This is a genomic window from Chitinophaga skermanii, assembly GCF_003259335.1.
Classification (GTDB): Bacteria; Bacteroidota; Bacteroidia; order Chitinophagales; family Chitinophagaceae; genus Chitinophaga; species Chitinophaga skermanii.
Genome location: NZ_QLLL01000006.1, coordinates 538,701 through 565,127, shown reverse-complemented (window position 1 = coordinate 565,127; position 26,427 = coordinate 538,701). Strand labels below are relative to the sequence as shown.

The window sequence follows — 26,427 nt, the reverse complement described above, 5'->3', positions numbered from 1 at the left end:
TTTTTTAAGCGCTGCAAGCTCCTTCTTAAGCGCTGCTTGATCCTTTTGCTCTTCTGGTGTCATGGCTATTTCATTTATTGTGGTAATTACCGCAATATCGCCCCTAAACCGCTTTTTCCAATTTTTTACATCATGATTCTTTATGCCGTATTTAACGGCTAGCTGCGATACACTTAAATTACCAGTTTCGTAGTCACGCACCACCATGCGCCTAAATGAATCATCATAACTCGATTGACCACCCCCAAGACCTTTTAGTCCAAATAATTTGCTTCTTTTCATCATTTTTCATTTGTGGGTGTAAACTTTTTGTAGGACTAGACAGAAATTAACTTAACATAATGTAAGAATGCAGTAGATGCGCTATGGGTAAATAGCCAGGTAATGCTAGAAAGAAGGTTGATTCATCACTGGAGTGAAAGATGAAATATGTTTGCGCACTGGTAGGTTATAATGACTGGCAGCAATATGCAACAAAAAAAGAAGGGCCTGTAATTGACATACAGACCCTTGTAGATTATCTCGAAGATCTTCGACTGGCTATTCGAAGATTTCTGCTAATTTCTTTTCTAAGGCTTCTCCACGTAAGTTCTTACCAATGATCACGCCGTTCGGGTCGATCAAAAAGTTCTGGGGAATAGCAGTTACGCCATAAAGGGCTGCTACTTCGTTACCCCAACCTTTTAAATCGGAAACTTGTGCCCAATGAAGGTTATCTTTTTCAATGGCTTGGAGCCACTTTTCTTTTGATTTATCGAGCGATACACCGAAAATGGTAAAGCCTTGATCTTTATACTTTTCGAAAGCTTTTACAACGTTCGGGTTTTCTTGTCGGCATGGACCGCACCAGCTTGCCCAAAAATCGACCAGTACATATTTTCCTTTGAAGCTTTCTAGGCTAATGGGTTCGTCATCTTTATCGTTTTGAGAGAAAGGGATGGCGGGCTGACCGATAGCCGTTTTCTTCGCTACATCTAAGCGTTTGGCAAATGCTATACCACTAGGACTTTCCTTTACTTGTGCTGCTAAGTTTTCGTAGAGCGGTTCTGCAATAGCGGGATCAATATCGTACCCAACGGCCTCCGAAATAACATAAATGCCAATCGGGGTTTTAGGGTTTTTGCGTAAGTAAGCGCGGTAAATACCGGTTTTAACAGAATCGAGGTGTTCATATTGTCCTTCCAGGCTATCCATCGCGTTTTGATCTTTCGCTTCGCGGGCTTTCATGTATTCGCTAGAAAGGTTTTCTATTTGTTGGTCAACTGCTGCTGTTAGCTTGTTGATATTGAGTAATTGGGTTTGTGCAGCTGTACCTTCGATGGTAGGCTTGATGTGTAAATTTGTGACCGTAATGCTGGTAGTACCTTTATCGATCACAAATTGTTGGTAGCCACGGTATCCTTTTTCAAACGGAATATTGTTTGCTTCCTCTTGGTCTTTCCATACTTGGAAAGTGGCCATGGTAGGTTCTACTACAGTACCTTGGAAAGAGAATTTACCGTTCATATCGGATACAGCGCTATCAATTACAACGCTGCCGTTAGCACGGTAGCGGATATAAAAAGTATTGGGAGCTGTACTATTTTTGTAAGTGCCTTCAATTTTATAGGGAACACCAGCTTGTTGGGATTTCTTATCCTGCGCAAACAACGCCATTGGCGCCAATAACGCCCCCGCTAAGATCAATTTCATCATCTTTTTTGACAATTGGTTTTCTACAACAAAATTGGCAAAACCCTTACGGACTGCCAATGCAAATGTGATAAACGGTGCTTATTTTATCAAGCTCTCCAAGGCTTTTTCAAGCTGTGCACCGCGCAAATTCCTGGCAATAATCTTGCCGTCGGGCGACACGAGGAAGTTTGCCGGGATGGAGTTAATACCGTATTGTCTTGCTACTTCGTTGTTCCAGCCTTGTAAATCAGATACTTGTGTCCAGTTGAGGCCATCTTGACGGATGGCGCCTATCCAGCGGTTTTTGTCTTGGTCGAGGGAAACGCCGAGGATGGTGAAGTTTTTGTTTTTATACTTTTCGTAGGCTTTTACAACATTCGGGTTTTCCTGTCTGCATGGTCCGCACCAGCTAGCCCAGAAGTCCACAAGTACGTATTTGCCACGGAATTGGCTCAATTTTACCGGTTTACCTTTTACATCATCTTGTGTAAAATCGGGGGCTGTAACATTGAGGGCATTGCCTTGCAATTGGGCAATGTAGTTTTTAGCCATTTGGCCATAGCGACTGTCTTGCACGCTTTTATCTAAGCTATAGAAGGTCGCCATAAAATCGTCGGGTTCTAAGCGGTTACGGAGCTCGTTAAGGAGCATCCAAACGCTTGCAATAGCTTTCGGGTGTTGTTTAATAAAAGCTTTGCCGGTGGAGGCAACGTCTTGTGAGAATACGCGTGCTTTTTCACGGAAAGCTTCTTTGCCAGATTCGTCGGCACTATCAATGCGGGCGGCTTCAATATTGAGGTTGAGGGCACGGTTTACCAGTGGGCGGAATAGCTTTTGGTAAGTTTGCATTGCTTGGGTTTGCTCATTTGTTGTAAGGCTTTGAGCAATGGGGAATTCGGCTTCGGTAGCCGTGAATGTTAGGGCCGGATCGCTGCCTGGGATGAGGAGCATCGGGTATTGATTCTCGCCTAAAATAAGCGCATACACACGTTCTTTATTGGGTTTTTTAATGGTGAAGTTGAATTGATTGTTTTTGATGAAAACAGAATCATCTGCATAATTATCTTCATCATCAAATAAGTAAATCATCTTCCCGTCTGCGCCTGTAATGGTGCCATGGATATTGAATTGCGCGTTCGCTGCAAGGCCCAATATCGTCAAAATGCCAACTAAGAACGTGTGTTTCAAGTGCTTCATTATTTATTATGTCTTTCTTTTAAGATCGCTATTACATCTTCCAAGGTGAAGTTTTTCGCTTGCAATAGAATCAAGTAATGGAACAACAAATCGGCTGCTTCATTCAAGAACAATTCATTGTTATCGTCTTTCGCTTCGATTACGATCTCTACTGCTTCTTCCCCTACTTTCTGCGCGATTTTATTAATGCCTTTGGCAAATAATTTCGCGGTATAGGATTCTGATGTAGGGTTCAATTTACGGTTACTAATGATTTTCTCCAAGGTTTGTAAGAAATCGGTACCCGTATTGGTGTCGTCCCAGCATGTATCTGCACCGGTATGACAAACTGGGCCTACTGGCGTAGCTTGGATGAGGAGGGTGTCGTCATCACAATCTACTTTAATGTTATTCACATGTAAAAAGTTACCGGATTCTTCTCCTTTTGTCCATAGCCTATTTTTAGAGCGACTGAAGAAGGTCACTTTATTTTCAGCGATGGTTTTATCCAATGCTGCTTGGTTCATATACCCGAGCATCAATACTTTTCGCGTAATAGCATCTTGGATAATAGCTGGTACTAAGCCGTCGGGTGATTTTGAAAAATCTACTTGCATTATAAATGAGATTAGAAGCGCATTTGGATGCCCTTGTTGTATAAATATGTTTTCAGCTCCGGGATTTCCATTTCTTTATAGTGGAAAATGCTGGCTGCTAAAGCTGCGTCGGCTTGGCCTTTCGTGAATACATCCGCGAAATGTTCCATGGTACCGGCACCGCCGCTGGCAATAACCGGGATATTAAGTGATTGAGATAATTGAGCGGTAATATCCAATGCAAACCCTTGCTTGGTACCATCGTTGTTCATCGATGTCAGCAATATTTCTCCTGCACCTCTTTCTGCTGCTTCTTTTGCCCAGTCGATGGTTTTAGTAGTAGTTGCCACTCGGCCGCCATTGAGGTAAACGTACCAATCGCCATTCTCGAAACGCGTATCAATCGCCAATACAACGCATTGACTACCAAATTCGCGGCTTAGTTCATTCAGCAATTCCGGGCGTTTGAATGCGGCAGTGTTAACGGAGATTTTATCGGCCCCGCTATTCAGTAGTACACTTACATCTTCAACAGAAGCAATACCGCCCCCTACTGTGAAAGGGATGTTCACATGCTGGGCGATGCGGGTAACAAGTTCTGATAAGGTTTTACGACGTTCGTTCGTGGCGGTGATATCGAGGAACACTAATTCGTCGGCACCTTGTTGTGCATACAGGGCGCCTAGTTCAATAGGATCGCCTGCATCGCGAATGTTCTCGAAGTTCACACCTTTCACTGTTCTGCCATCTTTAATATCGAGGCAAGGAATAATTCTTTTTGTGAGCATGCTCTTTATTTAAGTTGCTACGCAATATTATTTCGTTGATTACTTGTTTTGCATGAAGGCTTTTAATTCAGCGATGCTAATTTTTCCTTCATAAATAGCTTTCCCCACGATAGCGCCTGTGCAGCCGGCTGCTTGTAGTTCATACAAGTCATCCATATTACTAACACCACCACTGGCTACAAGTTGCATTTGCGGGAACTGTGCAATGATCTTTTTATATAATTCGGTAGATGGTCCTTGTAACAACCCGTCTTTCGCAATATCCGTGCAAAATACTTGCGTAACGCCAATCTTTGCTTTCTCGGCTAAGAAGTCGTAAATACTTACATCGGTTGTTTCTAACCATCCGCCTACCGCTATTTTTTCATCTTTCACATCGGCACCTAAGAAAATCTTATCGGCACCATACTGTTCTACCCAACTGGCAAAGAGAGCTGGGTCTTTAACAGCAATACTACCAACGGTAGCCAATGCGGCGCCGCTTTCAAATACGATATTAATGTCTTCGTTGCGTTTAATACCGCCACCGAAATCGATCACTAACTTTGTTTTACCGGCGATGGCTTCCAACACTTTCCAGTTCACTACGGCGCCTTTTTTCGCACCGTCTAAATCTACGAGATGTAATCTTTCGATACCTGCATCTTCAAATTCTTTCGCTACTTCTAAGGGATGTTCGTTATACACTTTCTTCTGTGCATAATCGCCTTGCGTGAGGCGCACACATTTTCCATCGATGATGTCGATGGCAGGAATAATTTTCATGTTGGTTTGCGTACTTTTTTGAGAAGGTATGTTTATTTCCATCCTGATGAAGGCAAGGTTGTTCTTATAAAATACTTGTCCTACCGTGCGGAAATGATGGCGCAAATAGAAGCCCATGGCACTGGTACGGGCATTGCACCAGAGCGTATGTATATTTTTCTGTTGACAAAATTGGTAAATATGTTGCAGCAGCAAACTACCTAAGCCGCGTCCTTGCATATCTTTCGCCGTAGCAAACTTGCGGAACTGTGCTATGCCATCGTTTTCAAATAGCGATACTACGGTTACTAATTGGTCGTCGAAATACACCCCGAAATGCAAGCCTTCCGCATCGTGTTCTACTTGTACTTCTAAGATCGACAACGAGGGGTACAACACATCACGCCGTAATTGCAGCGTGTCGGTAGCTTGTATGATACGAATTTGTGCCCTGGTCAACATCATTTTACAATTTCAGAAAGCTTTCGAGAATGTTTCCACCAACATCGGCCGATTTCTCGGGGTGGAATTGCACGGCATAGAAGTTATTTTTCTGTAATGCTGCGCTGTAGTTAATTACGTAATTGGCTGTGGCCACGGTTTCGGGACCTAAGGCTGCGTAATAGCTGTGCACAAAGTACATGTACGAATTCTCGGGAACGTGTTCAAAGATGGTGCTGTGTAGGCCGGTAATATTGTTCCAGCCAATTTGCGGGATTTTGAGCATGTTTTCCACGGGCGATTCGAACTTCTTAACGGCTAAATCGAACACACCAAGGCAGTCGGTATTGTTTTCTTCGGAGTGTTTGCAAAGCAGTTGCATGCCCAGGCAGATACCCAATACAGGTTGTTCCAAAGTAGTAATTACTTTATCCAAACCTTTATTGCGCAAGTAGTTCATAGCAGTGCTGGCTTCGCCCACGCCGGGGAAGATAACTTTATCGGCCGAACGAATTTCGGCTTCATCGTCGGTAACAATGCCAGTAACGCCCAAGCGCTCGAGTGCAAACTGCACCGAGCGCGTGTTACCTGCATTGTATTTTATAATTACAGTTTTCATATACAATTATGCTTGTTGGGGAATGGGCCGCACGTTTTGCACAAACGAGGTGATTTTCTCGGAAAGCTCGCCCGGCTGTGCAATTGCTTGCACAAATGCAGTGCCAATGATGGCGCCATTGGTATGTTCGCAGGCGGAGGTAAAGGTGGCTTTATCGCGGATACCGAATCCAACCAACACGGGGTTGCTTAGCTGCATGCCTTCCAGCTTTTGGAAATAGGCTTGTTGTAAGTCAACACTTTTGTTGTTACCCGTTGTACTGCTGGATGAAACGGCATAAATAAAACCTTTGCTGATGCTGTCGATTTTACGGATGCGTGCTTCGCTGGTTTCCGGTGTTACGAGGAAAATATTGTGCAAATTGTGTTGCTCGAATAGTGATTTGTATTCTGCCTCATACTCTGCCATGGGTAAATCTGGGATGATAAGCCCATCGATACCTACTTCAGCACATTTTTTCACGAAGTTTTCTATGCCGTATTGCAACACGGGGTTTAAATAGCCCATGAGAATAACCGGTACGGAAATGTGGTTGCGGAAATGAGCGAGTTGTTGGAAGAGTACACTTAGTTTCATGCCGTTTTTGATGGCTTGGGTGCTGCTATCTTGGATAACAGGACCATCGGCCAATGGATCGGAGAAGGGCATACCTAGTTCGATCATATCTACACCACTTGCTTGAAGGGTTTCAAGAACGGTAAGGGTATCATCGAGTTGTGGGTAACCCGCTGTGCAGTATATATTGAGAATGTTGTGCTGCTTTTTCGCAAACAATTGATCTATCCTGTTCATATGCTTACTTTAAATGTTGGATATATGTTTCAAGATCTTTATCACCTCTTCCCGAAAGGCATACTACCACTACATCAGAAGGTTTAAAGTTGATGTCTTTTAATTTCGCTAAAGCGTGGCTCGATTCCAAAGCAGGAATAATCCCTTCTAAGCGCGTTAGTTCATATGCTGCAGCTAACGCTTCATCGTCGGTGGCACTCATTACAATACCGCGCTTACTATCAAACAAATGCGCATGAACAGGACCAACACCTGGGTAATCCAAACCTGCGGAAATACTATGCGGTTCAACAATCTGTCCATCGTCGGTTTGCATGAGCAAGGTTTTACTACCGTGAATTACGCCTAATGAGCCCAGTACAGTCGTAGCTGCCGAAAAGCCAGAGTCGACACCTTTACCTGCTGCTTCTACCGCTACCAGCTTCACGCTAGGCTCGTCCATAAAATGGAAGAAAGTACCGGCAGCATTACTACCACCACCTACACAAGCGATGGCATAATCGGGTAGGGGATTGCCTGTTTTCTCTTGCAGTTGCAAGCGAATTTCTTCGCTAATAACGGATTGAAAACGTGCGACCATGTCGGGGTAAGGGTGCGGGCCTACCACTGAACCAATAATGTAGTGCGTATCAACGGGATTGTTAATCCAATCGCGGATAGCTTCGTTGGTCGCATCTTTCAAGGTTTGAGAGCCGCTGGTGGCAGGAACCACGGTAGCGCCCAACATCTTCATACGGGCAACGTTTGGCGCTTGGCGTTGGATATCGATCTTCCCCATATATACCACGCATTCCAATCCCATTAGGGCACATACAGTAGCGGTGGCTACGCCATGCTGACCGGCACCTGTTTCTGCAATAATTCTTTTCTTGCCTAAACGCTTCGCCAACAAGATTTGACCGATGGTGTTATTCACCTTGTGGGCCCCTGTATGGTTTAGATCTTCACGTTTGAGGTAAATATTGGTATTATATTTTCCTGATAATCTTTTCGCGTAATAGAGTGGGCTAGGACGGCCTACATAATCTTTCAACAATGCTTCGAACTCTTGTTGGAACGATGGTTCCGACATAATACGTAAATAGTTCTCTTGCAATTCTTCCACATTGGGGTACAACATTTCAGGAATGTAGGCACCGCCGAACTTACCGAAGTAACCTTTGCTATCAACGTGATAAGCAGAACCGCTTGTATTGATGGCTATGTTCATGTTAGAATGATTTAAATGTTTTGTGTTTTAATCGCTTGAATGAACTTCGCTACGCGCACCATGTCTTTTTCACCGGGTGCTGTTTCGAATTTGCTGTTCACATCAACGGCGAATAGTTGCGGGTGTCGGAACTTTGCCAAAGTTTTCACATCTGCTTCACCAATTCCTCCACTCAGAAAGAACGGTTTATCGAGCGTAAACTGTTGCAATACCTCCCAATTGAATTGCTCGCCTGTTCCGCCGTAAGCACCTTTATGAGCCGTGTCGAATAAGAAATAATCTACAACGGGCAAAAAGGGCGCTGCATCGTGCAAGAAAGTACTACCATCGCCTACCCGGAATGCTTTAATAACAGGTACCTGCAAGCGGATGTTTTGACAGAAAGTAACCCCTTCATCGCCATGTAGTTGTACGGCATCGAGCCCGTAGTTTTTAATAGCTTGTTGCACAGTATTCGATTCCGCGTTTACAAACACCCCTACTTTCTGAATGCCGGCGCCTACGGATTTCACTACATCAGCAGCCAACTTACCGCCTACAAACCGGGGCGATTTTTCGTAGAAGATAAAACCTGCATAATCGGCTCCAGCTGCTACCAGTGCTTGTAAATCGGCTTCGCGTGTGATTCCGCAAACTTTTATTTTCATACGGTGGCGAGTTGTTGTGTTAATGCATGGCTGAATGCTTCGAATGCTTGTGCCGGGTTGGCATTTTTCATAAAGTTTTCCCCGATAAGGAAACCATCGAAGCCCGCTTGTTTTAATTGCACAATTTCGTTGGTGCCGGTAATACCGCTTTCAGCTACTTTATACTTGCTGCTTGGGATCAGCTTCGCTAGTTCGAAAGAGCGGTTAATATCGACGGTAAAAGTGGTTAAATCGCGGTTGTTTACACCTACGAGATGTACGTGCTCCGTGATTTTTTCCAATTGTGTAGCGCTATGTACTTCCAATAATACTTCCATGCCGAGGTTATTGGCCAAGGTAGAAAACTGGTCGATTTCTGCTTTGGTTAAACATTCAGCTATGAGAAGGATCACATCGGCACCCATGGCGCGTGCTTCAATAATTTGGTACTCGTCAACGATGAAATCTTTCCGCAAAATGGGAATGTTATTCACATTCCGTGCTTGCAATACATCGTCGGTTGAGCCACCGAAATAGTTCGTATCTGTTAACACCGACAAGGCAGAAGCGCCGAATTTTGCATAGGCCGTAGTTACTTGTTCTACGGTTACTTTATCGTTGATAATGCCTTTCGATGGTGATTTTCTTTTAAATTCCGCGATAATACCTGTTTTACCAGGGGCTTTTAGGAAAGCGCGCATAGAATAAACGCTGCGTTGGAAAAGCTGCGATTGTTCGAGCGATTGAGCGGAACGGAATTTCTTTCTCTCTCCAACTTCAATATGTTTGTGTGCGACTATTTCCGCTAAAATATTTGCCATGTTAAGAGAAGGTTTATGCTTGTAAGCTGATTAATTTTTTAAATGAGTCGTATGCCTTGCCCGATTCTAAAGAAGTAAGTGCTGCTTGGTAACAATCTTCATAATTATCAAACGTACCTAAACAGTATAAGCCCATTGCCGCATTAGCTACTACAACGGCGTTTTGGGCCCATGTACCTTCGGCTTTCAATACTTTCATGAAGATCTTCGCGGCTTCTTCTACACTATTACCGCCGTGGATATCTAAGGCATGCACTTTACGTTTACCCAGTTGCTCGGGCGTCATGTTTTGTTCGCCTTTATTTGTGATAATCTTAGTATCGGAAGTCAATGAAATTTCATCATAACCATCTAAGCTATGCACGATTGCGAATTGCTTATCGGTTTGTTGGAAAAGGTAGTTATAGATTCTTGCCATTTCCAAGTTATATACACCAATTAATTGGTGTTGTGCGAAAGCGGGGTTCACCAAGGGGCCTAGCATATTGAAGAAAGTACGAATCCCTAATTGCTTACGAATGGGTGCTACTTTTTTTAATGCAGGGTGGAAGAGGGGAGCGTGTAAGAAACAGATACCGGCTTCTTCCAATTCCTTATTCAGTGCCACTTGATCGTTCTTGAATTTATACCCTAATGTTTCCATTACGTTCGATGCACCGCTGATCGACGAAACGCCGTAGTTACCATGTTTCGATACTTTGGCGCCTGCACCCGCTACGATAAAACAAGAGAGTGTAGAGATGTTGAACGTATTTTTACCATCGCCTCCTGTACCTACAATGTCGAGTACTTTATGGTCATTTAAATTCACTGGCACACACAGTTCCAACAATGCATCGCGGAAGCCGAGTAGTTCTTCGATAGTGATACTGCGCATGAGGAAAACCGTCATGAAAGCTGCAAGTTCACTATCGTTGTAAGTGCCATTAGAAATATCGATCAAGATGTCTTTTGCACCTTGACGGGTGAAGGTTTTATGTTCGAATAAGTAGTTTAAAATCTTTTTCATTGTTTACATTTTTTTCGGTTATACGTCACTGTTGATTCGCTATAGGAAAGCATTATTTCCTGAGCCAGTTGCGTATAATCTGTTCTCCTTCTGGCGTTAAAACGCTTTCTGGGTGGAATTGTACGCCGCAAACGTCGTATTCGCGGTGTTGGAGTGCCATAATAAAACCGTTTTCATCGCGGGCTGTGATTTCTAGTTCTGCCGGCAATGTTTTTTCATCTACTACCCAAGAGTGGTAACGACCAACTTCTATTTCATCGGGTAAGCCGTTGAATAATTCGCCGCTACGGGAGGTGATGTTTACGGGAGTGGCTACGCCGTGGTAAACTTCTGAAAGGTTGGTGAGTGATGCGCCGAAAGCTTCACCAATAGCTTGTTGACCTAAGCATACGCCGAAAATAGATTTTGTAGGGGCGTAGCGTTTGATCAATGGCAATAGCAAACCAGCTTCGTTGGGAATGCCGGGGCCTGGCGATAGAATAATTTTATCGAACTCGTCCACTTTATCCAAATCAATTTCATCGTTACGGTAAACAGTTACTTTACCATCGATGATTTTCTCTACAAGGTGTACGAGGTTATATGTGAATGAATCGTAGTTATCGAATACTAAGATGTTCATATGATTGCAGTTTGAGCCAATTGGATGGCGGTTTTGAGGGCGTTTAATTTGTTGTTCACTTCTTGAAGTTCCATTTTCGGATCGGATTTCGCTACGATGCCTGCGCCAGCTTGGTAGTACAATGTGTTCATTTTACTTAGCATAGAACGGATAATGATTGCATGTACGAAATCGCCGTTGAAACCAACGAAGCCGATACATCCGCCGTAGAAACTGCGTGCCGTGGGTTCGTATTGATCGATTAACTCCATGGCTTTGTATTTGGGGGCGCCCGATAAAGTACCTGCAGGGAAAGTGTCCGCTAGGATATTGAATGGTGGCGTGTTAGCAGGGAGTTTACCTGTTACTTCGCTTACCATGTGAATCACGTGCGAATAATATTTTACTTGGCGGTACTGGGTAACGGTAACATCTTTCGCGTGGCGGCTGAGGTCGTTACGTGCCAAGTCGACCAGCATCACGTGTTCTGCATTTTCTTTCGGGTCTTCGAGGAGCTGGTCGGCCAGTAGCTTATCTTGCTCGTCGTTACCTGTTCTGCGGAACGTGCCGGCGATGGGGTGTATGGTGGCTAGATTGTTTTGAATAAGGATTTGGGATTCGGGGGAGGAACCCATTAACTTATAATCACCGTAATCGAAATAGAATAAATAAGGAGAAGGATTAACAGAGCGAAGGGTGCGGTATACATTGAATTCGTCGCCTGCGAAGGGTTGTTGGAAGGATCTGGATAATACTATTTGGAAAACGTCGCCTCTAAAGCAGTGTTGTTTTCCTTTTTCCACCATATCCATGTAGCCTTGGTCGTCCATATTGCTGGTTTCTTCGGCGGTTAACTGGAAAGGATAAGTGGGGAAATCTTTGATCCTAATCAGCGATTCTACCAAGGAAAGTTCGCTTTCTTCACCGTCGACCAAGTTTTCGCAGAGGTACATTTCATCTTTGAAATGGTTGATAGCGATTACGTATTGGTAGAACCGGTAGCGCATCAACGGGATAGTACTTCCACTGGTAGGTCGTTGTTCGAACGAGATGTTCTCGAAGAACTGAACCGCGTCGTAGGTGCTATAACCGAAAAGGCCTGCTGCAAAGGGGATAGCCGGTTTTTCTTCGTATTTAAAAGCGCCGAGGAAGTTCTCTACTTCTTTTAATACAGCCGACTTGCTTTTCAGCTCTTTTCGTTCAGGAGCGAGGCCTGGGTATTTGAATTCAAACGTATTGGTAGAAGTTACTTCTATGCCGCCAACGGGTTTAATACCGATGATGGAATAGCTGTTTTCACCGGCGTGCGAGTCGGTACTCTCCATTAAGATAGAGCCTGGAAATTTATCCCTGATACGCAAGTATATGCTTACCGGTGTGAATACATCGGCTAGCATTTTCTTACATGTTGTTTTAACTGAAATGGTACGCATTGTGTAATGTGATTTTTTTAAAATCTACCTGTTTCGAAAAGCGTGCATAACAAGTATCGCGATAAAAAGTGTTATAAACGCCGGTTTGGAACAGGGTAAAAAGACGAAAGGCCCGCCGTTGTACAGCGAGCCTTCCGAGAAGAATTTATTTGTATAGTTACATATATGGCATTAGTACGCTGTAATCGACGATATGTTGATTACGTGCCACCAATGTTTGTATGTAAAATTCGTTTTCATGTTCTTGCCACAAATATGGGAACTATTTTCCGAAACTACAAATATTTACCCGCTCAACCCGCGTTATTTTTTATTTCCAAGAGCTTAAACCTCCATCACGCCTTATTTCCCGGTGAAAGAAATTTTTCTATTCTTACAATAAACCTTTCGTGCTAGGCAAACGCATATGGGCTGCGTCGCGTTTTACGGCCATTTTTATGGCTTTAGCGAAGGCTTTGAAGATGGCTTCTATCTTGTGATGCTCGTTGTCGCCCGTAGCTTGTATGGCTAAGTTGCACTTGGAAGCATCGCTGAACGACTTAAAGAAGTGGAAAAACATCTCGGTAGGCATTTCTCCAATTTTCTCGCGTTTGAACTCGGCATCCCAAATAATCCAGTTTCTACCACCGAAGTCGAGCGATACTTGCGCGGTGCAATCGTCCATCGGCAAAGCATAGCCGTAGCGTTCAATGCCCATTTTATCGGATAAAGCAATGGCAAAGGCTTCACCCAAGGCAATGCCCGTATCTTCTATGGTATGGTGCTCGTCGATGTGGAGGTCGCCTTTGGTGGTAATGTTTAGATCGATATTACCATGGCGGGCAATCTGGTCGAGCATGTGGTCGAAGAAGCCTAAGCCTGTAGTTATATTGGCTTTGCCGGTACCGTCTAAATTGAGTTCTATGCTGATGCGGGTTTCTTTTGTATTGCGTTCATGCTTTACAGCGCGGAATCCCAGCTTCAAATATTCGTAAATCTTTTGCCAGTCGGTTGTTTCCAAAGCAATTACAGGCGCTAATGCAGCTGCATCTTCGGCGATTTCCGCTGACCCTAATCCTGTGCCTTCGTTGATCCAAATGGCTTTTGCACCTAGGTTACGAGCGAGTTTTACGTCGGTAATACGGTCGCCAATTACATAAGAGTTGGCGAGGTCGTACCCACCATTTAAATACTTGGTGAGTAGGCCGGTATTGGGTTTACGGGTTGGCATATTATCCTTCGCAAACGTGCGATCTATAAATACTTCGTCGAATTTAATGCCTTCGTTTTCCAATGCTTTCATTACGAAGTTTTGTGCCGGCCAGAAGGTGTCTTCTGGGAAAGAGGCTGTTCCTAATCCATCCTGGTTGGTAACAATGGCCAATTCGTAATCCAATTCCGCCGCAATCTTCGATAAGTATTGGAATACCTTGGGGTAAAACTCTACTTTGTCTAAACTGTCGACTTGGTAATCCGCCGGTTCTTTAATCAAAGTACCGTCCCTATCTATAAATAAAACTCTTTTCATGTTTGTGTAGATATTGGTTGAACCGATCTTTTACACCGGTTATTTCGTATTTTTTTTACGGTAAAGCCACAGCCTGGTTAATGCTATCAATACGCCTAATAGCAGGCCTTTCCAAAGGATTGTCCAGAAGTTTTCTATATTTAATGGCTTCTGGAAAACGATAAAATCGATCACTGATAAAAGGCAAACCCAGGCCAGCAAAAAGTAAGCGGCATATTTGATAGTACGGTTCATTATGCAGGTGTATATTGTTTAAGTTCAGCTAATAACGCCGCGTTTTCATCTTTAGTACCCACGGTAATACGTAAGCACCCGGCGCATAATTCTACCTTCGAACGATCGCGCACAATAATTCCTTTCTCAGCTAAGGCATTGTAAATACCTTTTGCGTCGGTCACTTTCACGAGGAAGAAGTTAGCGTCGGTAGGGTAAATCTTTTGCACAATCGGTAAGGCAGCTAATTGTTGAATCAAGTTGCCTCTTTCGATCACCGTGTCTTTAATCCATTCGTTTACTTGCGTGGTATTCTCCAAGGCTTCTAAAGTGAGTTGTTGAGAAGCTTCGTTGATGTTGTAAGGTGGTTTTACTTTGTTGAAGACGTTGATAATGTCTTCTGAAGCGAATGCCATTCCTACGCGTAAAGCCGCGAGGCCCCAGGCTTTCGATAATGTTTGTAAAATAACGAGGTTGGGGTATTCCGTTAACTCTTGGATGAAGGAACGTTGGCGGGAGAAGTTAATATAGGCTTCGTCAATTACTACAATACCATCGAAGTTATTGAGGAGTGCTTCTATGTCTTCACGATCGAGATCATTGCCTGTTGGGTTGTTCGGAGAGCAAACGAAAATCATTTTTGTGTTTTCGTCGATAGCTGTTTCTAAAGCCGCCAAATCTAACTGGAAGTTCTCGGTAAGGCTTACTTTACGAATGGTTACATCGTTAATATTCGCGCTTACTTCGTACATGCCGTAGGTAGGAGGGCAAAGAATCACGTTATCGATACCCGGCCTGCAAAATGCTCTATAAAGAATGTCGATGGCTTCGTCGCTACCGTTGCCAAGGAAAATATTCTGTGGCGGCACGCCTTTGATGTCGGCGAGTTTATACTTGATTTTCCATTGCATGGGATCGGGGTAGCGATTGTAGTTCGTTGATAACGGCGAACCATGACTGTTTTCATTCGCATCCAGCGAAATCATTGCTTCTCCTTTGAATTCGTCGCGTGCCGAAGAGTATGGCACCAATCTTTTAATATTATCCCTTAGTAAGTTATCTAAATTGAACATTGTTACTTGTTTTGAATCCTGATAGAAACCGCGTTTTTGTGTGCATCTAAACCTTCTGCGGCGGCCATTACTTCAATGGTTTGTGCGAGGTTTTGTAAACCGCTTTGCGATAAGCGTTGGTAGGTAATCTTCTTCACAAACGAATCGTATGATACGCCGCTATAAGCTTTCGCATGGCCATTCGTTGGCAAAGTATGGTTTGTACCAGAAGCATAATCGCCCGCACTTTCCGGCGAATAGTTACCGAGGAATACAGACCCTGCGTTAATGACTTGGTCGGCTAACTCGGTATCGTTGCTGCAAGCAATAATCAAGTGTTCGGGTGCGTATTCATTCAGCATATCCATCGCTACGCGTTTATTTTCTATGAGAATAAGCTTGCTGTTTTTCAATGATTCCGCGGCGATATCTTTTCTTGGTAATTGTTCCAGTTGCTCTAATACAGCAGATTCAACAGCAACCAATACTTCTTCAGAAGTAGTTACCAGTACTGCTTGGCTATCGGTACCGTGTTCACATTGCGACAATAAATCGGCTGCAACATATCCCGGTACGCAAGATTCATCGGCAAAAACAGCCACTTCCGATGGACCGGCAGGCATATCGATGGCAACACCGGCTTTGTTCACCAGTTGTTTAGCACAGGTAACATATTGATTACCCGGGCCGAAGATTTTATATACTTGTGGTACAGATGCTGTGCCATAGGCCATTGCACCAATCGCTTGTACACCACCGATTTTAAACACTTTCGTAATGCCGGTAATAAAAGCTGTGTACAACACCACCGGCGGAATTTTACCGTCTTTGCCTGTAGGGGTACATAGCACGATTTCTTTACATGCCGCGATTTTTGCCGGTACGGCTAACATAAGAATCGTAGAGAATAAAGGAGCCGTGCCACCAGGAATGTACAGGCCTACTTTCTCGATAGGCACTACCTTGCGCCAGCATTGTACACCGGGCATGGTTTGTACGATGTTTTCTTGGGTAATTTGCCTTGCGTGGAATAACTCGATATTCTGTTTCGCTTGCTTAATAGCCGCTTTTAGTTCTTCGCTGATTTGTTCTGCAGCATCGCGGAGTTCGCTATAAGGAACTTCGAGTGTGTCGAGTTGTACTTTGTCGAACTGCTCGGCATATTTTTTTACGGCAGCATCGCCGTTTGCTTTAATATCGTTGAGCATTTCGCCTACTTGGGCTTCCAATGCTGTATGGTCGAATGTTGGTCGTTGTAATATTTCAGCCCATGTATGTCTTTCCGGGAAACGTATAATCTGCATACTCCAATTTTTTAAACAATCATCTTTTCAATTGGCACTACCAAGATGCCTTGTGCGCCTGCTGCTTTCAAGTTTTCGATGATATCCCAGAAATCGCTTTCTGTTAATACCGAGTGTACAGAACTCCAACCTTCCTCTGCCAATGGCAATACGGTTGGGCTTTTCATACCTGGTAACAATTTGATGATTTCTGCGAGGTTATCGTTGGGGGCGTTGAGTAGAACGTATTTATTGTTCTTCGCTTTTTTAACAGCTTGGATGCGGAACTGTAATTTACGTAATAATACTTGTTGTTCCTCGTTGAGCGCACCGTTGGCAATTAAGATAGCTTCCGATTTCAACACGGTTTCTACTTCTTTCAAACCATTCATAAACAAAGTAGAACCACTACTTACTAAGTCGCAAATCGCTTCTGCTAAACCAATGCCCGGGGCAATTTCTACTGAACCGCTGATCTCGTGGATATCGGCTTGTACGTTGTTGTCGCGGAGGAATTTCTCTACAATAACGGGGTAGCTGGTAGCAATACGCTGACCTTGTAAATCTTGCACACCTTTATAGTCTGCTGTTTTAGCTACAGCAATAGAAAGGCGGCATTTACCAAATCCCAATTTTTCTATCGCGGTAAATGGGCGATTCTTTTCTAGTACAACGTTTTCACCCACGATACCAATATCCGCTACGCCATCTTCTACGTATTGAGGAATATCATCATCGCGCAAAAAGAAAACTTCCAAAGGAAAGTTACTGGCCTCGGTTTTCAACTTGTTAACACCATTGTTTATGTCAATGCCGCATTCTTTTAACAGCTTGATGGAATCGTCGTGTAAACGGCCTGATTTCTGGATAGCGATTCTTAGTTTTTGCATGTTGAGCTTGTTTTGTGCTTACCTTTTTTTGTTTGCCGGTAGCCGAAAAAGAAAAAGGCTCACCGGGAACCGGCAAGCCTTTTAATGATGTTTGAATATTTTGGATATACACAATATCATCCCAGCTCGCCGTTTTGGCAAGTATGATGATGATGGATATGTACGTTGATAATCATAATAACGGTACAAAAGTAATAACTAAATCGAAAAATCAAACTTAATTTTATATTAATTACTAAAACCCAATACCAGTAAGCGTTTCAATTTTAAAATCAAAAAAGCGACCCCTGCGATCTCGCTCCTTTACCATCCAAATCCGGCAAATTATCATACGCCCGGGGTTCTATTATATGGAAGTCATCGGCCTGCGGGCGGCGAACGGGGTTTACAGTCCAATACTCCAAATTACTTGGCGGTTCCTCGTATTGTAATACGCTGGCAATGTCGGCATCATTTAAACCCGGGGATAGCCATTTTTCTTGCATTGCTTCATTGAGCATTAGCGGCATACGGCCGGCATTGTCGCCTCCATTATGGATTTTCGACATTACCTCGTTGGCGGCCCTCGTTAGCACGGTGAAAGTACCTGGCAATTCGCCCGTTTCGGGATTTGGAATGTGCGAATAGGTATATAAGCCTGCAATGAGTAGCAAGGGTTGGTCTTTCGTATGAATGAAGTAGGGGATTTTGTTTTTAAACCCCGGTACTTCGCGGTGTTCGAAGAAGCCGGTGGCCGGTACAAGGCAGCGTTGATGGCGGATTTTGTGCCAATAAGCCTTTGGATCGGTTACTTTTTCGCTGCGTGCGTTCACCATGTACTTCCTGCCTTTTGTGATTTCTTCCGGTGTACGCATATAATTGGGAATAACGCCCCATTCGAATGTTTGCAGCTTCTTCTCTCCAGGGTTAAGCACCACGGGCCACTTAGGGTACGATTGTGCTATTTTATGGAAGGTGGGTTGAAAGGGGGCAAAAGGACCATCTTTCAGCTCCGGGAAGCGGGTGTACACTAGTTTAATATCAGATAAGGCAAGATCGTAACACATGATGCTAGTATTTTTCGATGTCGGCCAAACGGACCGTCGTTTGTAATAATCGGAACTTCAAGGTAAGGAAAAGTTCGCCGTGGTGAACTTCGAGTTGCATGTTGATATTTTCCCCGTTCCGGGGTAACCAACTCAGCCTTACATGAATGTACCGTTTTACTTGTAACTCCAATTCGCGTGGAAGCTCCCAGCTTTTCTGGTGTAACAAATTTACGAAAACCCGGTAACCACCCGGTTGAGAAGCCGCAATAAATAACTTCTCTTTCTCAAACGTATGCGCAATATCGTAGCAATGCTTGAAAGGATCGCTGCTAATGGCAACATAATGGCACACCGCGTCGTGCCAGTTGCTGTATTGCGTAATTAAAAAAGCATGTCGGAATGCTTTGTCGTGGTCGTCTTTTCCACGCGGGTACGACTGTCGAATAAAATAACTATGCCCGTTGCCGATTAAGTCGTGCAATACGGAAGTAGTTAGCAATGTCAATGGATTGTACATTGGCCGTAGGGAATTAAAATACTCATAAACGATCGTTCGCTATTGCGCACGGCAATAACGCACATTTCCTGTCCTACGTTTGTTTGGGTAAGTTTTGGTTTAAAGGATTGTTTTGTACAAAAAGACGTTTGGGTTGGGGTAGTTTAGAGTTGTACTGCAAAGATAATAGCATTGCTTGAAAAATTATCGCATTGCACATATAAATCTCATAGATAAATTTTATAACGGGAGGCATGATAGTTGTTTTGCAAAAGAACCATTGTTAAAGCAAAACCGTTATACGAAAATGGACTTAAAATCGGGCTTCCCTTATTCACTTATCAAGAACGGCTTACCGTATGTTTACCCTGCTTTGGAAAGTGATCTGAAAACGAGTGTAATAATAGTGGGTGCGGGTATTTCGGGGGCACTAACGGCATACGCCTTGGTGCAAGCCGGTATACCTTGCGTGGTATTGGATGGGCGAACGGTGGGGTTAGGAAGTACTTGTGCTAGCACATCATTGTTACAATATGAAATAGATGTGCCATTACATAAGTTGATAGAGAAAATTGGTGAGAAAAATGCGCAACAAGCCTATCAACAATGTAAAGCCTCGATCGATCAACTCGAGAAAATTTGTAAAACAGTTCATTGCGCACAATTCGATCGCAAGGAAAGTGTGTATGTCGCCAGTTATAAAAAGGATGTAGGAATGTTGGAGAAGGAATTCGCAGCAAGGAAAGCCGCGGGATTAAAAGTGGAATGGTGGGAAGAAGCACAACTACAATTACACTTGCAAACCGATGCCCCTGCTGCCATTTGTTCTACGGATGCCGCCCAAACAGATGCTTACATGTTTACGCATGCTTTACATCAATATAATTGTAAACATGGCGCGCAAGTATACGATCGCACGAAAGCAGAAAAAATTCATACATCGCGTAAAGGTGTTGAAATATTGACCAACAAAGGTTACAAAGTAAAAGCACAATATCTTGTGATGGCTACGGGGTACGAGTCGGTTAATTATATCCGCGAGCATATTGTACAGTTATTATCCACTTATGCTGTTATCAGTGAAAGTAATTCCCATGCATCTGTATTTGATCATTATGTAGTGTGGGAAACAAAAGAGCCATATCATTATATCCGGTCGGCTGCCAATAATAGGATATTAATCGGCGGCCGTGATGAAGAATTTTATAACCCTACCCGGCGTGACCGGTTAATTGCCCAGAAATCGAAACAATTGGTGCAGGATTTCCAACGGAAATTCCCCGGGGAAACCTTTATCCCGGAGTTCAGTTGGACAGGCACATTTGGGATGACAACTGATGGGTTGCCCTATATTGGCGAGTACCCGCGGATGGCGAGAACATTCTTTGCTTTGGGTTTTGGAGGGAACGGCATCACATTCAGCCAAATTGCTGCCAATATTATTGCCGGTACATTAAGCGGTAAGCCATTGAAAAATACCGAGATGTATAGCTTCGGTAGGTAAGCTGTGTGTACAATACACCCGTTTATCCAATATTCTCTTCTTTCCCCCCAAGAAAAATTATCTTAACAAAACTGCGTAAAAAATTTGTTTAATTACGAAATGTTCGTAGATTTACGAAAGTTTCGTACTAATCATTGGCTGTTATGAATTTGAATGTCCGGTTGACCTTAGTTTGGCTATGTGTGTTATTGTTGGGGGGAGGAAAGCTATCTGCCCAAAATTTCACCATCACGGGGAAGGTGATTAATAAAAAAACACGGGAAGCGCTGCCCTTTGCGAGTGTTTTTTTAAGTCAGACCACCCTTGGATCACAAACTTTAGAAAAGAGCGGGGCATTTAGAATTGATAATGTACCGGTGGGTAAGTACGATTTAGTAGTACAATATGTAGGCTACCAAAGGTTCTTGGCATCTATCGAAGTGAAAAATGAGGATTTACAACTGTTACTAGAGTTGGAACCTTCGGTAAGTGCTTTGAAGGAAGTGGTAGTAAAACGAACAATAGATCCTAATAGGGCAGCCTGGATGGATGTTTTCAAGGCAAATTTCTTAGGAAGGAGTAGTGCAGCGAAGCGTTGCGTTATTACGAACGAAGAATTGATAGATTTTTCATACAATGAACGCGAGCGTACGTTAACAGCCACCTCGCAAGATTTTTTGGAGATCATCAACCCTTATTTGGGATATAAATTGAAGTTCCTCTTGGAAGGATTTATCGACGATCGCCGGAATGGATATACGATGTACTACGGCAACCCATATTTCGAACCGTTAAAACCCAAAAACGCGCGGCAGCAACGTAGATGGGAAAAGAATAGGGAGGAAGCATATTATGGGTCTAGCATGCACTTTTTCCGTAGTTTGCATAGTAATACCTTGGTAGAAGAGGGGTTTCTTGCCGAAAAAATTGTTCGGAAGGAACGCAAACCCGGGTTTATTGGTAGCCCGCCGGTTGATGATGGTGGTAAGATGTTAAATAGGCGCTCGAACCGCTTATTATCAACAAAAACGGTAGATTATTTATATCCAGGCCAGGTGCCGTATGATAGTATATACCGTGCCGGTGCAAAAGGAGAAATGGATACATTGATTGTGAAGAATATTCTTCGCGTGATATATAAAAACGGAACAGAGAGCAGGGAGTATTTGGAATACCAAGGATTTGATCCGCGTATTTCCATGAAACAAACATCTTTGTTTTACCTGTTAGAGCCCGAAGCAGTCTTTGATAACAATGGTAACTTAGCCAATCCAACAGCTTCTTTATTTGAAGGATATTGGGGCTGGCAAAAGCAGGCCGAAATGTTACCTTTAGATTACCGACCGGCCACCCCAAAAAAATAGATTAAAAAAATAGTAACAGAAAATAAGTATGGAAAAATTAACCAAACAAGAAGAAGCGGCCATGCAGGCTATTTGGAAAGCAGGGAAAGGGTTTGTGAAAGATTTCCTAGAAGTACACGCAGAGCCGCAACCGCCATATACAACGCTAGCTTCCACCATCAAGAATTTGGAGAAGAAAGGGTATATCGATAGTGTGAAGATTGGCAATGTGTATGAATATAAACCGTCGATCGCGGAAGAAGATTACAAGCAACAATTCATGAGCGGGTTTGTGAAAGATTATTTCGAAAACTCGTATAAAGAATTGGTGAGCTTTTTCGCGAAAAACCAGGAGATAAGTAAAGGCGAATTACAAGAAATTATTCGCATGATTGAAGAAAAGAAATAGGAACATATGCCTGTATTATTCATCTATTTACTGAAAGCAAACATCGCGTTGTGTTTGTTTTACTTGGTGTACAGGTTTGCTTTACGCAGGCTTACTTTTTACACCTTGAACAGGTTTTTCTTGCTCAGCGGGATCGTGTTTTCATCGATCTTTCCACTGGTAGATGTGCAAGACTTTTACTCGCGGCATAGCAGCTTGGCCCAGAACGTAATTATCTACGTTCCAGATTTTGCCACCCTGCAAGCTACGATGGAAAAGCCTACACCTAGCCTCGCATGGAATATCCTAGCCGGTATATTTTGGGTAGGTGTAATGGTGATGTTAGTACGATTGGGGATCCAATTGTATTCATTACTCCGCTTACACCGCGGCACAAAACCCGGTCATGTAATGAATGAACAAGTACGCGTGGTGAATAAGGCAGTCAACCCATTTTCTTTCTTCTCTAACATCTATCTCAATCCCACGATGCATAGCGACGCAGAGCTTGCAGCCATCCTTCAACACGAACGTATACACGTGAAAGAATGGCACTCTGCAGATGTGCTGATGGGTGAATTAAATAACATTTTTTATTGGTTCAACCCCGGCGCTTGGCTTATGAAAACAGCCATCCGGGAGAACTTGGAATTTATCACGGATAGGCGCATCCTTCGCTCAGGCGTTGATGCAAAAGCTTACCAGTATAGTTTATTGAATGTCAGTGGAGCTCCATATGCGACGGCCATCGCAAACAACTTTAACTTCTCTCACCTGAAAAAACGAATTATGATGATGAATAAGCAAAAGTCATCTCGCTACCAAGTTATCCGTTATGTTGTACTTGGAGGTATTGTGAGCGGGGTATTGCTCACTCTCAACTACAGTAACGCCAATCCACTAAAACATAATCTTACTTCACTTACTTTATCATTCTCCCACGATAATGATTCTATTCCAGGTGTCATCGTTAAACCCGATGCACAAGGAAATGTGAAGATCAATTCCGGCTGGTTCGGTATACATCATATCGATACCGAAAAACCGCCTTTATATGTAGTTGATGGCAAAACACTCACGAAAGACGAATGGAATAAATATTACGCCGCGCATAGCGACGAAAACCATTACGAAATCAAAATCGTAAAAGCGGCTGATGCAATGCCTATTTATGGCGATGCTGCTGAAATGGGGGCTGTAATTGTTACCAGCAACAAAGGAAATACGAAGCTGATGAACTTCCCAGTTCCTTTCCCTCCACCAGCACCTTTAGCTCCTCCTCCGCCACCAAGTAGTGCAGGCGTACCTGCGCCACCACCGCCACCTCCTCCAAAGACTACCCGTCCATTGAAGGATGCTGCGGCTCCACAAGCACCAAAACCACCTTCAACAAATCCTGGTCCTCCTCCGCCACCACCGCCTCCACCAAAACCAATGGCAGGTCCTTTGGTGAAAAACGGCAAGTTTAAGATCAGTGCAACCGACGATATAAAGGAGTTTTATATCGATGGGAAAAAAGTAACGAAGGAGCAAGTAGAGCAACAACAAGCGAATGTAATTGGTACAGTACATGTACAAAGAGATAGTGAAAAAGATGGAGGTGCCCTTTATTTGTACACACACGAATACTTGAAGAAAAATGGAAAACATAAAGTCAGCACGAATGATGTAAATGTTTTCACTCCAGGTAGCGGTGATGTATATGTAACAGAAAGTAATCTTACTTCATCACAAGTAAATAAGCTGGTGGGTAAAGTGAGCGGTGTATCTATTGCGTCTACTAATAACAATGACGTTGTAATTGTAGAAGGTAAACCGTCGAAAACTAAAAACGGTAATGGTACCATCACTTTAAGCAGCAATGATGTGGTAGTAGTAGATGGTAAGCCGGTAAGATTAAGATCTGCCAATGGCGTAACAGTAGTAGAAGGTGTTAAAGTGGAAGATGCTAAGAGAGAAGAAGTAACCGTAATGGGTTATGCACGACCAAGCAATGTTGTAGTGGCTCGTTCCAAAGCCGAAGCAGGTGCTAGCGGTATTACCGGTAATGTTAGCAACATTGTGATTACTTCTAAGAAAGGCAAACCACTTGTTTTACGTGGTAGTAAAACGCCAGAAAATGCGCCTTTATACATCTTAAATGGGCAAGAAATTGACGAGATTAGTGAAATTGATCCGGAAACAATCGAATCGATTTCTATATTGAAAGATGCGAACGCGGTGGCCTTATATGGCGACAAAGCGAAAAATGGGGTAGTGGTTATCAAAACAAAAAAGTAGCAGCCATTCTAAATTTTCATATTGCAAAGCAAAAAGCCTTTCCGAATAAAGTAGGAAAGGCTTTTTTAATTCTTTTAGAGAGGACTAGCATCGTATACGCTATTCGAGAATAGGAGGAATAGATAATACACATAGAACAATACGCCTAGCAAAATAATGATGATTGCGTGTGTGCGTGTTTGTTGTGTGTAAGGATAAATTTTTTGCCCGTCGGGTAAGGTTTTCTTACCGAATAAAATATACAGAGCCGACACAATGGCCACCATCGGTATCCAGTAAATAACGGCATAACGAAGTAGGATCGGGCTGCAAATCACGGCTAAATAGCTTGCAATTAACCATGCTACGGGTGTAGCTACGGGCTTGGTAAGTTTTTCGTAACGCATTTTTTGAATCGAATCCATGTTCTCGGAAGATAGGCTTACACCACGTTCTCCCAACAGTTTTAATGCTAATACATAATCAAATTCTCCCCATTCATCTTGATTGCGTACAACGTCTAGTAACTCTTCATTCGTAAAGGATAACAGGTAGTAATCGTCTTCTACCTCGTTTAGCAGGGCTTGTGCTGCTGTTTGTAACACTTCATTGGCTTTGGTAAAATCGGCAGGCGATAATTGTAAAATGAATGCATTGTCGAAATTCTGCCCGATGAAATTACTGTCTAACAAAGGAGCATTGCCTTTTTTAATACTTTGGATGCCGTGCATTTCCAATAGATCGGCGACGGCGTCGCGTTCTTCGATTGTGCTGAACCTACGAAAAGTTGCGGGTTTCATGGTGTACATGCGGTTTTGGTAAAGGGTCTAATCGGTTGTTTATTTGTTTCGGGCACAACGAAAGCCTACGTTGGATAATCCCGATTCCGGCGACGATTTCATCCGCGCAGAAACACGGTAGCCTCGACAATATTCATCGCTACACATAAATGATCCGCCACGCATCACGCGTTTAGGTGTGCTGGGATCATCGGCGTCGAACGCTTGAGCAGGGCCGTTTGGGTTATGGCTGTTGTTGCCTAAAGATTTGTAATAGTTGGTATCATACCAATCTGCACACCACTCCCATACATTGCCGGCCATATCAAAGAGTTGATAAGCATTTGCGGGGTACGATTTAACGGGAGCTGTATATTTGAAGTGATCGGTTTCGGTATTGTGATAAGGGAAGTTTCCATTCCAGGTATTCGCTTTCGGCACGCCTTGGGTTAATAATTCACTACCCCAAGAAAAAGGTTGGTTCAATAATCCACCACGCGACGCGTATTCCCATTCTGCTTCAGTTGGTAACCTTTTGCCGGCCCATTGTGCATAAGCTTGGGCATCGAAATAGGAAATATGTACTACTGGGTGATTTTCTAATCCTGTAAGGTCAGATGTTGGACCCCAAGGATGCTGCCAACTAGCGCCAGGTACAAAACTCCACCATTGCGTAATATCATTTAAATCCACGGCATGGCTGGGCGGCGTAAATACCAAAGAACCGGGCAGTAAAGCGCTACTATCCGGCTCAGGAGAGCCTGCCGGTAGTTGTGACATCAATTCTGCTTTGTCGATATATTTTTCAGCAGTTGTTACATACCCTGTTGCAGCTACAAATGCTGCAAATTGCGCATTTGTTACTTCATGTTCATCCAAATAAAAAGTATTCAATTGCACAGTATGCACAGGCTGTTCATCTGCATTGGCATGTTCACCCGCAGCTCCCATTTGAAAGGAGCCACCGGGAACTAACACCATTGTAGCAGTATCGCGGAGTTGGATAGAATCAGCTGTTTGTTCACTGTTGTTATGCTTAACAGAACCTTGTCCACATTGCGTAAACAATACGATCAACGCGCATGCAAGGGCAGGAGACATGTTGGCAAAGAAAGTTGATTTCATGGCATAAAAATAATAAAGTAGGCTTATCCGGGTTGCACTTTCACCAAGCAG

At 43.4% G+C, this 26,427-nt stretch carries 26 protein-coding genes; 4 read left to right on the top strand and 22 right to left on the bottom strand.

All coding sequences use genetic code 11. The features are described from left to right. From LX64_RS18125 to LX64_RS18025, 20 genes are all read right to left on the bottom strand, one after another. Nucleotides 1-282, bottom strand: a 282-nt coding sequence (locus tag LX64_RS18125; protein ID WP_158538667.1) for a transposase, incomplete at its 3' end; no start/stop codon positions are given. A gap of 258 nt (nucleotides 283-540) precedes the next feature. After that, nucleotides 541-1,695, bottom strand: coding sequence for a TlpA disulfide reductase family protein (locus LX64_RS18120; RefSeq protein ID WP_111599085.1), 1,155 nt, complete (start codon nucleotides 1,693-1,695; stop codon nucleotides 541-543). A gap of 78 nt (nucleotides 1,696-1,773) precedes the next feature. Beyond that, nucleotides 1,774-2,871 (bottom strand): TlpA disulfide reductase family protein, encoded by a 1,098-nt coding sequence (locus LX64_RS18115; protein WP_111599084.1) that lies wholly within the window; start codon nucleotides 2,869-2,871, stop codon nucleotides 1,774-1,776. Further along, a complete protein-coding gene (hisIE, locus tag LX64_RS18110; protein ID WP_111599083.1) occupies nucleotides 2,871-3,467 on the bottom strand; it encodes a bifunctional phosphoribosyl-AMP cyclohydrolase/phosphoribosyl-ATP diphosphatase HisIE in 597 nt (198 codons plus the stop codon). The genes LX64_RS18115 and hisIE overlap by 1 nt, the downstream gene beginning before the upstream one ends. Nucleotides 3,468-3,478: 11 nt before the next feature. Further along, the gene (hisF, locus tag LX64_RS18105; protein ID WP_111599082.1) at nucleotides 3,479-4,234 is read right to left on the bottom strand and encodes an imidazole glycerol phosphate synthase subunit HisF; all 756 of its coding nucleotides are present in this window, start codon (nucleotides 4,232-4,234) and stop codon (nucleotides 3,479-3,481) included. Between the two features lie 39 nt (nucleotides 4,235-4,273). Further along, nucleotides 4,274-5,443: a 1-(5-phosphoribosyl)-5-[(5-phosphoribosylamino)methylideneamino]imidazole-4-carboxamide isomerase gene (gene hisA, locus LX64_RS18100; RefSeq protein WP_245952722.1), complete on the bottom strand. Its 1,170-nt coding sequence runs from the start codon at nucleotides 5,441-5,443 to the stop codon at nucleotides 4,274-4,276. Between the two features lies 1 nt (nucleotide 5,444). Continuing rightward, on the bottom strand, nucleotides 5,445-6,038 hold the full coding sequence (hisH, locus tag LX64_RS18095) for an imidazole glycerol phosphate synthase subunit HisH (RefSeq protein ID WP_111599081.1): 594 nt from the start codon (nucleotides 6,036-6,038) through the stop codon (nucleotides 5,445-5,447). Between the two features lie 6 nt (nucleotides 6,039-6,044). Continuing rightward, nucleotides 6,045-6,830: a tryptophan synthase subunit alpha gene (gene trpA, locus LX64_RS18090; protein WP_111599080.1), complete on the bottom strand. Its 786-nt coding sequence runs from the start codon at nucleotides 6,828-6,830 to the stop codon at nucleotides 6,045-6,047. A gap of 4 nt (nucleotides 6,831-6,834) precedes the next feature. Next, entirely contained in the window at nucleotides 6,835-8,040 is a 1,206-nt protein-coding gene (gene trpB / locus LX64_RS18085; protein ID WP_111599079.1) for a tryptophan synthase subunit beta, read from the bottom strand. A gap of 11 nt (nucleotides 8,041-8,051) precedes the next feature. Further along, the gene (locus LX64_RS18080; RefSeq protein ID WP_111599078.1) at nucleotides 8,052-8,687 is read right to left on the bottom strand and encodes a phosphoribosylanthranilate isomerase; all 636 of its coding nucleotides are present in this window, start codon (nucleotides 8,685-8,687) and stop codon (nucleotides 8,052-8,054) included. Continuing rightward, entirely contained in the window at nucleotides 8,684-9,487 is an 804-nt protein-coding gene (trpC, locus tag LX64_RS18075; RefSeq protein WP_111599077.1) for an indole-3-glycerol phosphate synthase TrpC, read from the bottom strand. Before trpC ends, LX64_RS18080 begins: the two co-directional genes overlap by 4 nt. A 13-nt stretch (nucleotides 9,488-9,500) precedes the next feature. After that, nucleotides 9,501-10,496, bottom strand: a complete 996-nt coding sequence (trpD, locus tag LX64_RS18070; RefSeq protein ID WP_111599076.1) for an anthranilate phosphoribosyltransferase — start codon at nucleotides 10,494-10,496, stop codon at nucleotides 9,501-9,503. A gap of 52 nt (nucleotides 10,497-10,548) precedes the next feature. Next, entirely contained in the window at nucleotides 10,549-11,118 is a 570-nt protein-coding gene (locus LX64_RS18065; RefSeq protein WP_111599075.1) for an anthranilate synthase component II, read from the bottom strand. Next, on the bottom strand, nucleotides 11,115-12,530 hold the full coding sequence (locus LX64_RS18060) for an anthranilate synthase component I family protein (protein ID WP_111599074.1): 1,416 nt from the start codon (nucleotides 12,528-12,530) through the stop codon (nucleotides 11,115-11,117). The genes LX64_RS18065 and LX64_RS18060 overlap by 4 nt, the downstream gene beginning before the upstream one ends. Nucleotides 12,531-12,903: 373 nt before the next feature. Beyond that, nucleotides 12,904-14,037, bottom strand: a complete 1,134-nt coding sequence (hisB, locus tag LX64_RS18055) for a bifunctional histidinol-phosphatase/imidazoleglycerol-phosphate dehydratase HisB (protein ID WP_111599073.1) — start codon at nucleotides 14,035-14,037, stop codon at nucleotides 12,904-12,906. 233 nt (nucleotides 14,038-14,270) lie between these two features. Then, a complete protein-coding gene (gene hisC, locus LX64_RS18045; protein WP_111599071.1) occupies nucleotides 14,271-15,323 on the bottom strand; it encodes a histidinol-phosphate transaminase in 1,053 nt (350 codons plus the stop codon). Between the two features lie 2 nt (nucleotides 15,324-15,325). After that, nucleotides 15,326-16,606 (bottom strand): histidinol dehydrogenase, encoded by a 1,281-nt coding sequence (hisD, locus tag LX64_RS18040; RefSeq protein ID WP_111599070.1) that lies wholly within the window; start codon nucleotides 16,604-16,606, stop codon nucleotides 15,326-15,328. Between the two features lie 11 nt (nucleotides 16,607-16,617). Beyond that, nucleotides 16,618-17,475 carry an ATP phosphoribosyltransferase gene (hisG, locus tag LX64_RS18035; RefSeq protein ID WP_111599069.1) on the bottom strand — a complete coding sequence of 286 codons (858 nt, stop codon included), beginning with the start codon at nucleotides 17,473-17,475 and terminating at the stop codon, nucleotides 16,618-16,620. Between the two features lie 272 nt (nucleotides 17,476-17,747). Continuing rightward, a complete protein-coding gene (locus tag LX64_RS18030; RefSeq protein ID WP_111599068.1) occupies nucleotides 17,748-18,521 on the bottom strand; it encodes an SOS response-associated peptidase in 774 nt (257 codons plus the stop codon). Between the two features lie 4 nt (nucleotides 18,522-18,525). Then, nucleotides 18,526-19,020 (bottom strand): hypothetical protein, encoded by a 495-nt coding sequence (locus LX64_RS18025; protein WP_111599067.1) that lies wholly within the window; start codon nucleotides 19,018-19,020, stop codon nucleotides 18,526-18,528. A gap of 286 nt (nucleotides 19,021-19,306) precedes the next feature. On the opposite strand from LX64_RS18025, the gene LX64_RS18020 reads away from it, so the two are divergent. From LX64_RS18020 to LX64_RS18005, 4 genes are all read left to right on the top strand, one after another. After that, entirely contained in the window at nucleotides 19,307-20,503 is a 1,197-nt protein-coding gene (locus LX64_RS18020) for an NAD(P)/FAD-dependent oxidoreductase (RefSeq protein ID WP_111599113.1), read from the top strand. Between the two features lie 143 nt (nucleotides 20,504-20,646). Beyond that, nucleotides 20,647-21,846: a carboxypeptidase-like regulatory domain-containing protein gene (locus LX64_RS18015; protein ID WP_111599066.1), complete on the top strand. Its 1,200-nt coding sequence runs from the start codon at nucleotides 20,647-20,649 to the stop codon at nucleotides 21,844-21,846. Between the two features lie 28 nt (nucleotides 21,847-21,874). Then, the gene (locus LX64_RS18010) at nucleotides 21,875-22,234 is read left to right on the top strand and encodes a BlaI/MecI/CopY family transcriptional regulator (RefSeq protein WP_111599065.1); all 360 of its coding nucleotides are present in this window, start codon (nucleotides 21,875-21,877) and stop codon (nucleotides 22,232-22,234) included. A gap of 6 nt (nucleotides 22,235-22,240) precedes the next feature. Beyond that, entirely contained in the window at nucleotides 22,241-24,493 is a 2,253-nt protein-coding gene (locus LX64_RS18005; RefSeq protein ID WP_111599064.1) for a M56 family metallopeptidase, read from the top strand. A gap of 74 nt (nucleotides 24,494-24,567) precedes the next feature. Here LX64_RS18005 and LX64_RS18000 read toward each other — a convergent pair whose 3' ends face one another. Further along, complete coding sequence (locus tag LX64_RS18000; RefSeq protein ID WP_148707368.1) at nucleotides 24,568-25,272, bottom strand: hypothetical protein; 705 nt, start codon at nucleotides 25,270-25,272, stop codon at nucleotides 24,568-24,570. 39 nt (nucleotides 25,273-25,311) lie between these two features. Then, a complete protein-coding gene (locus tag LX64_RS17995; RefSeq protein ID WP_245952721.1) occupies nucleotides 25,312-26,376 on the bottom strand; it encodes a formylglycine-generating enzyme family protein in 1,065 nt (354 codons plus the stop codon). Nucleotides 26,377-26,427 lie beyond the last annotated feature (51 nt).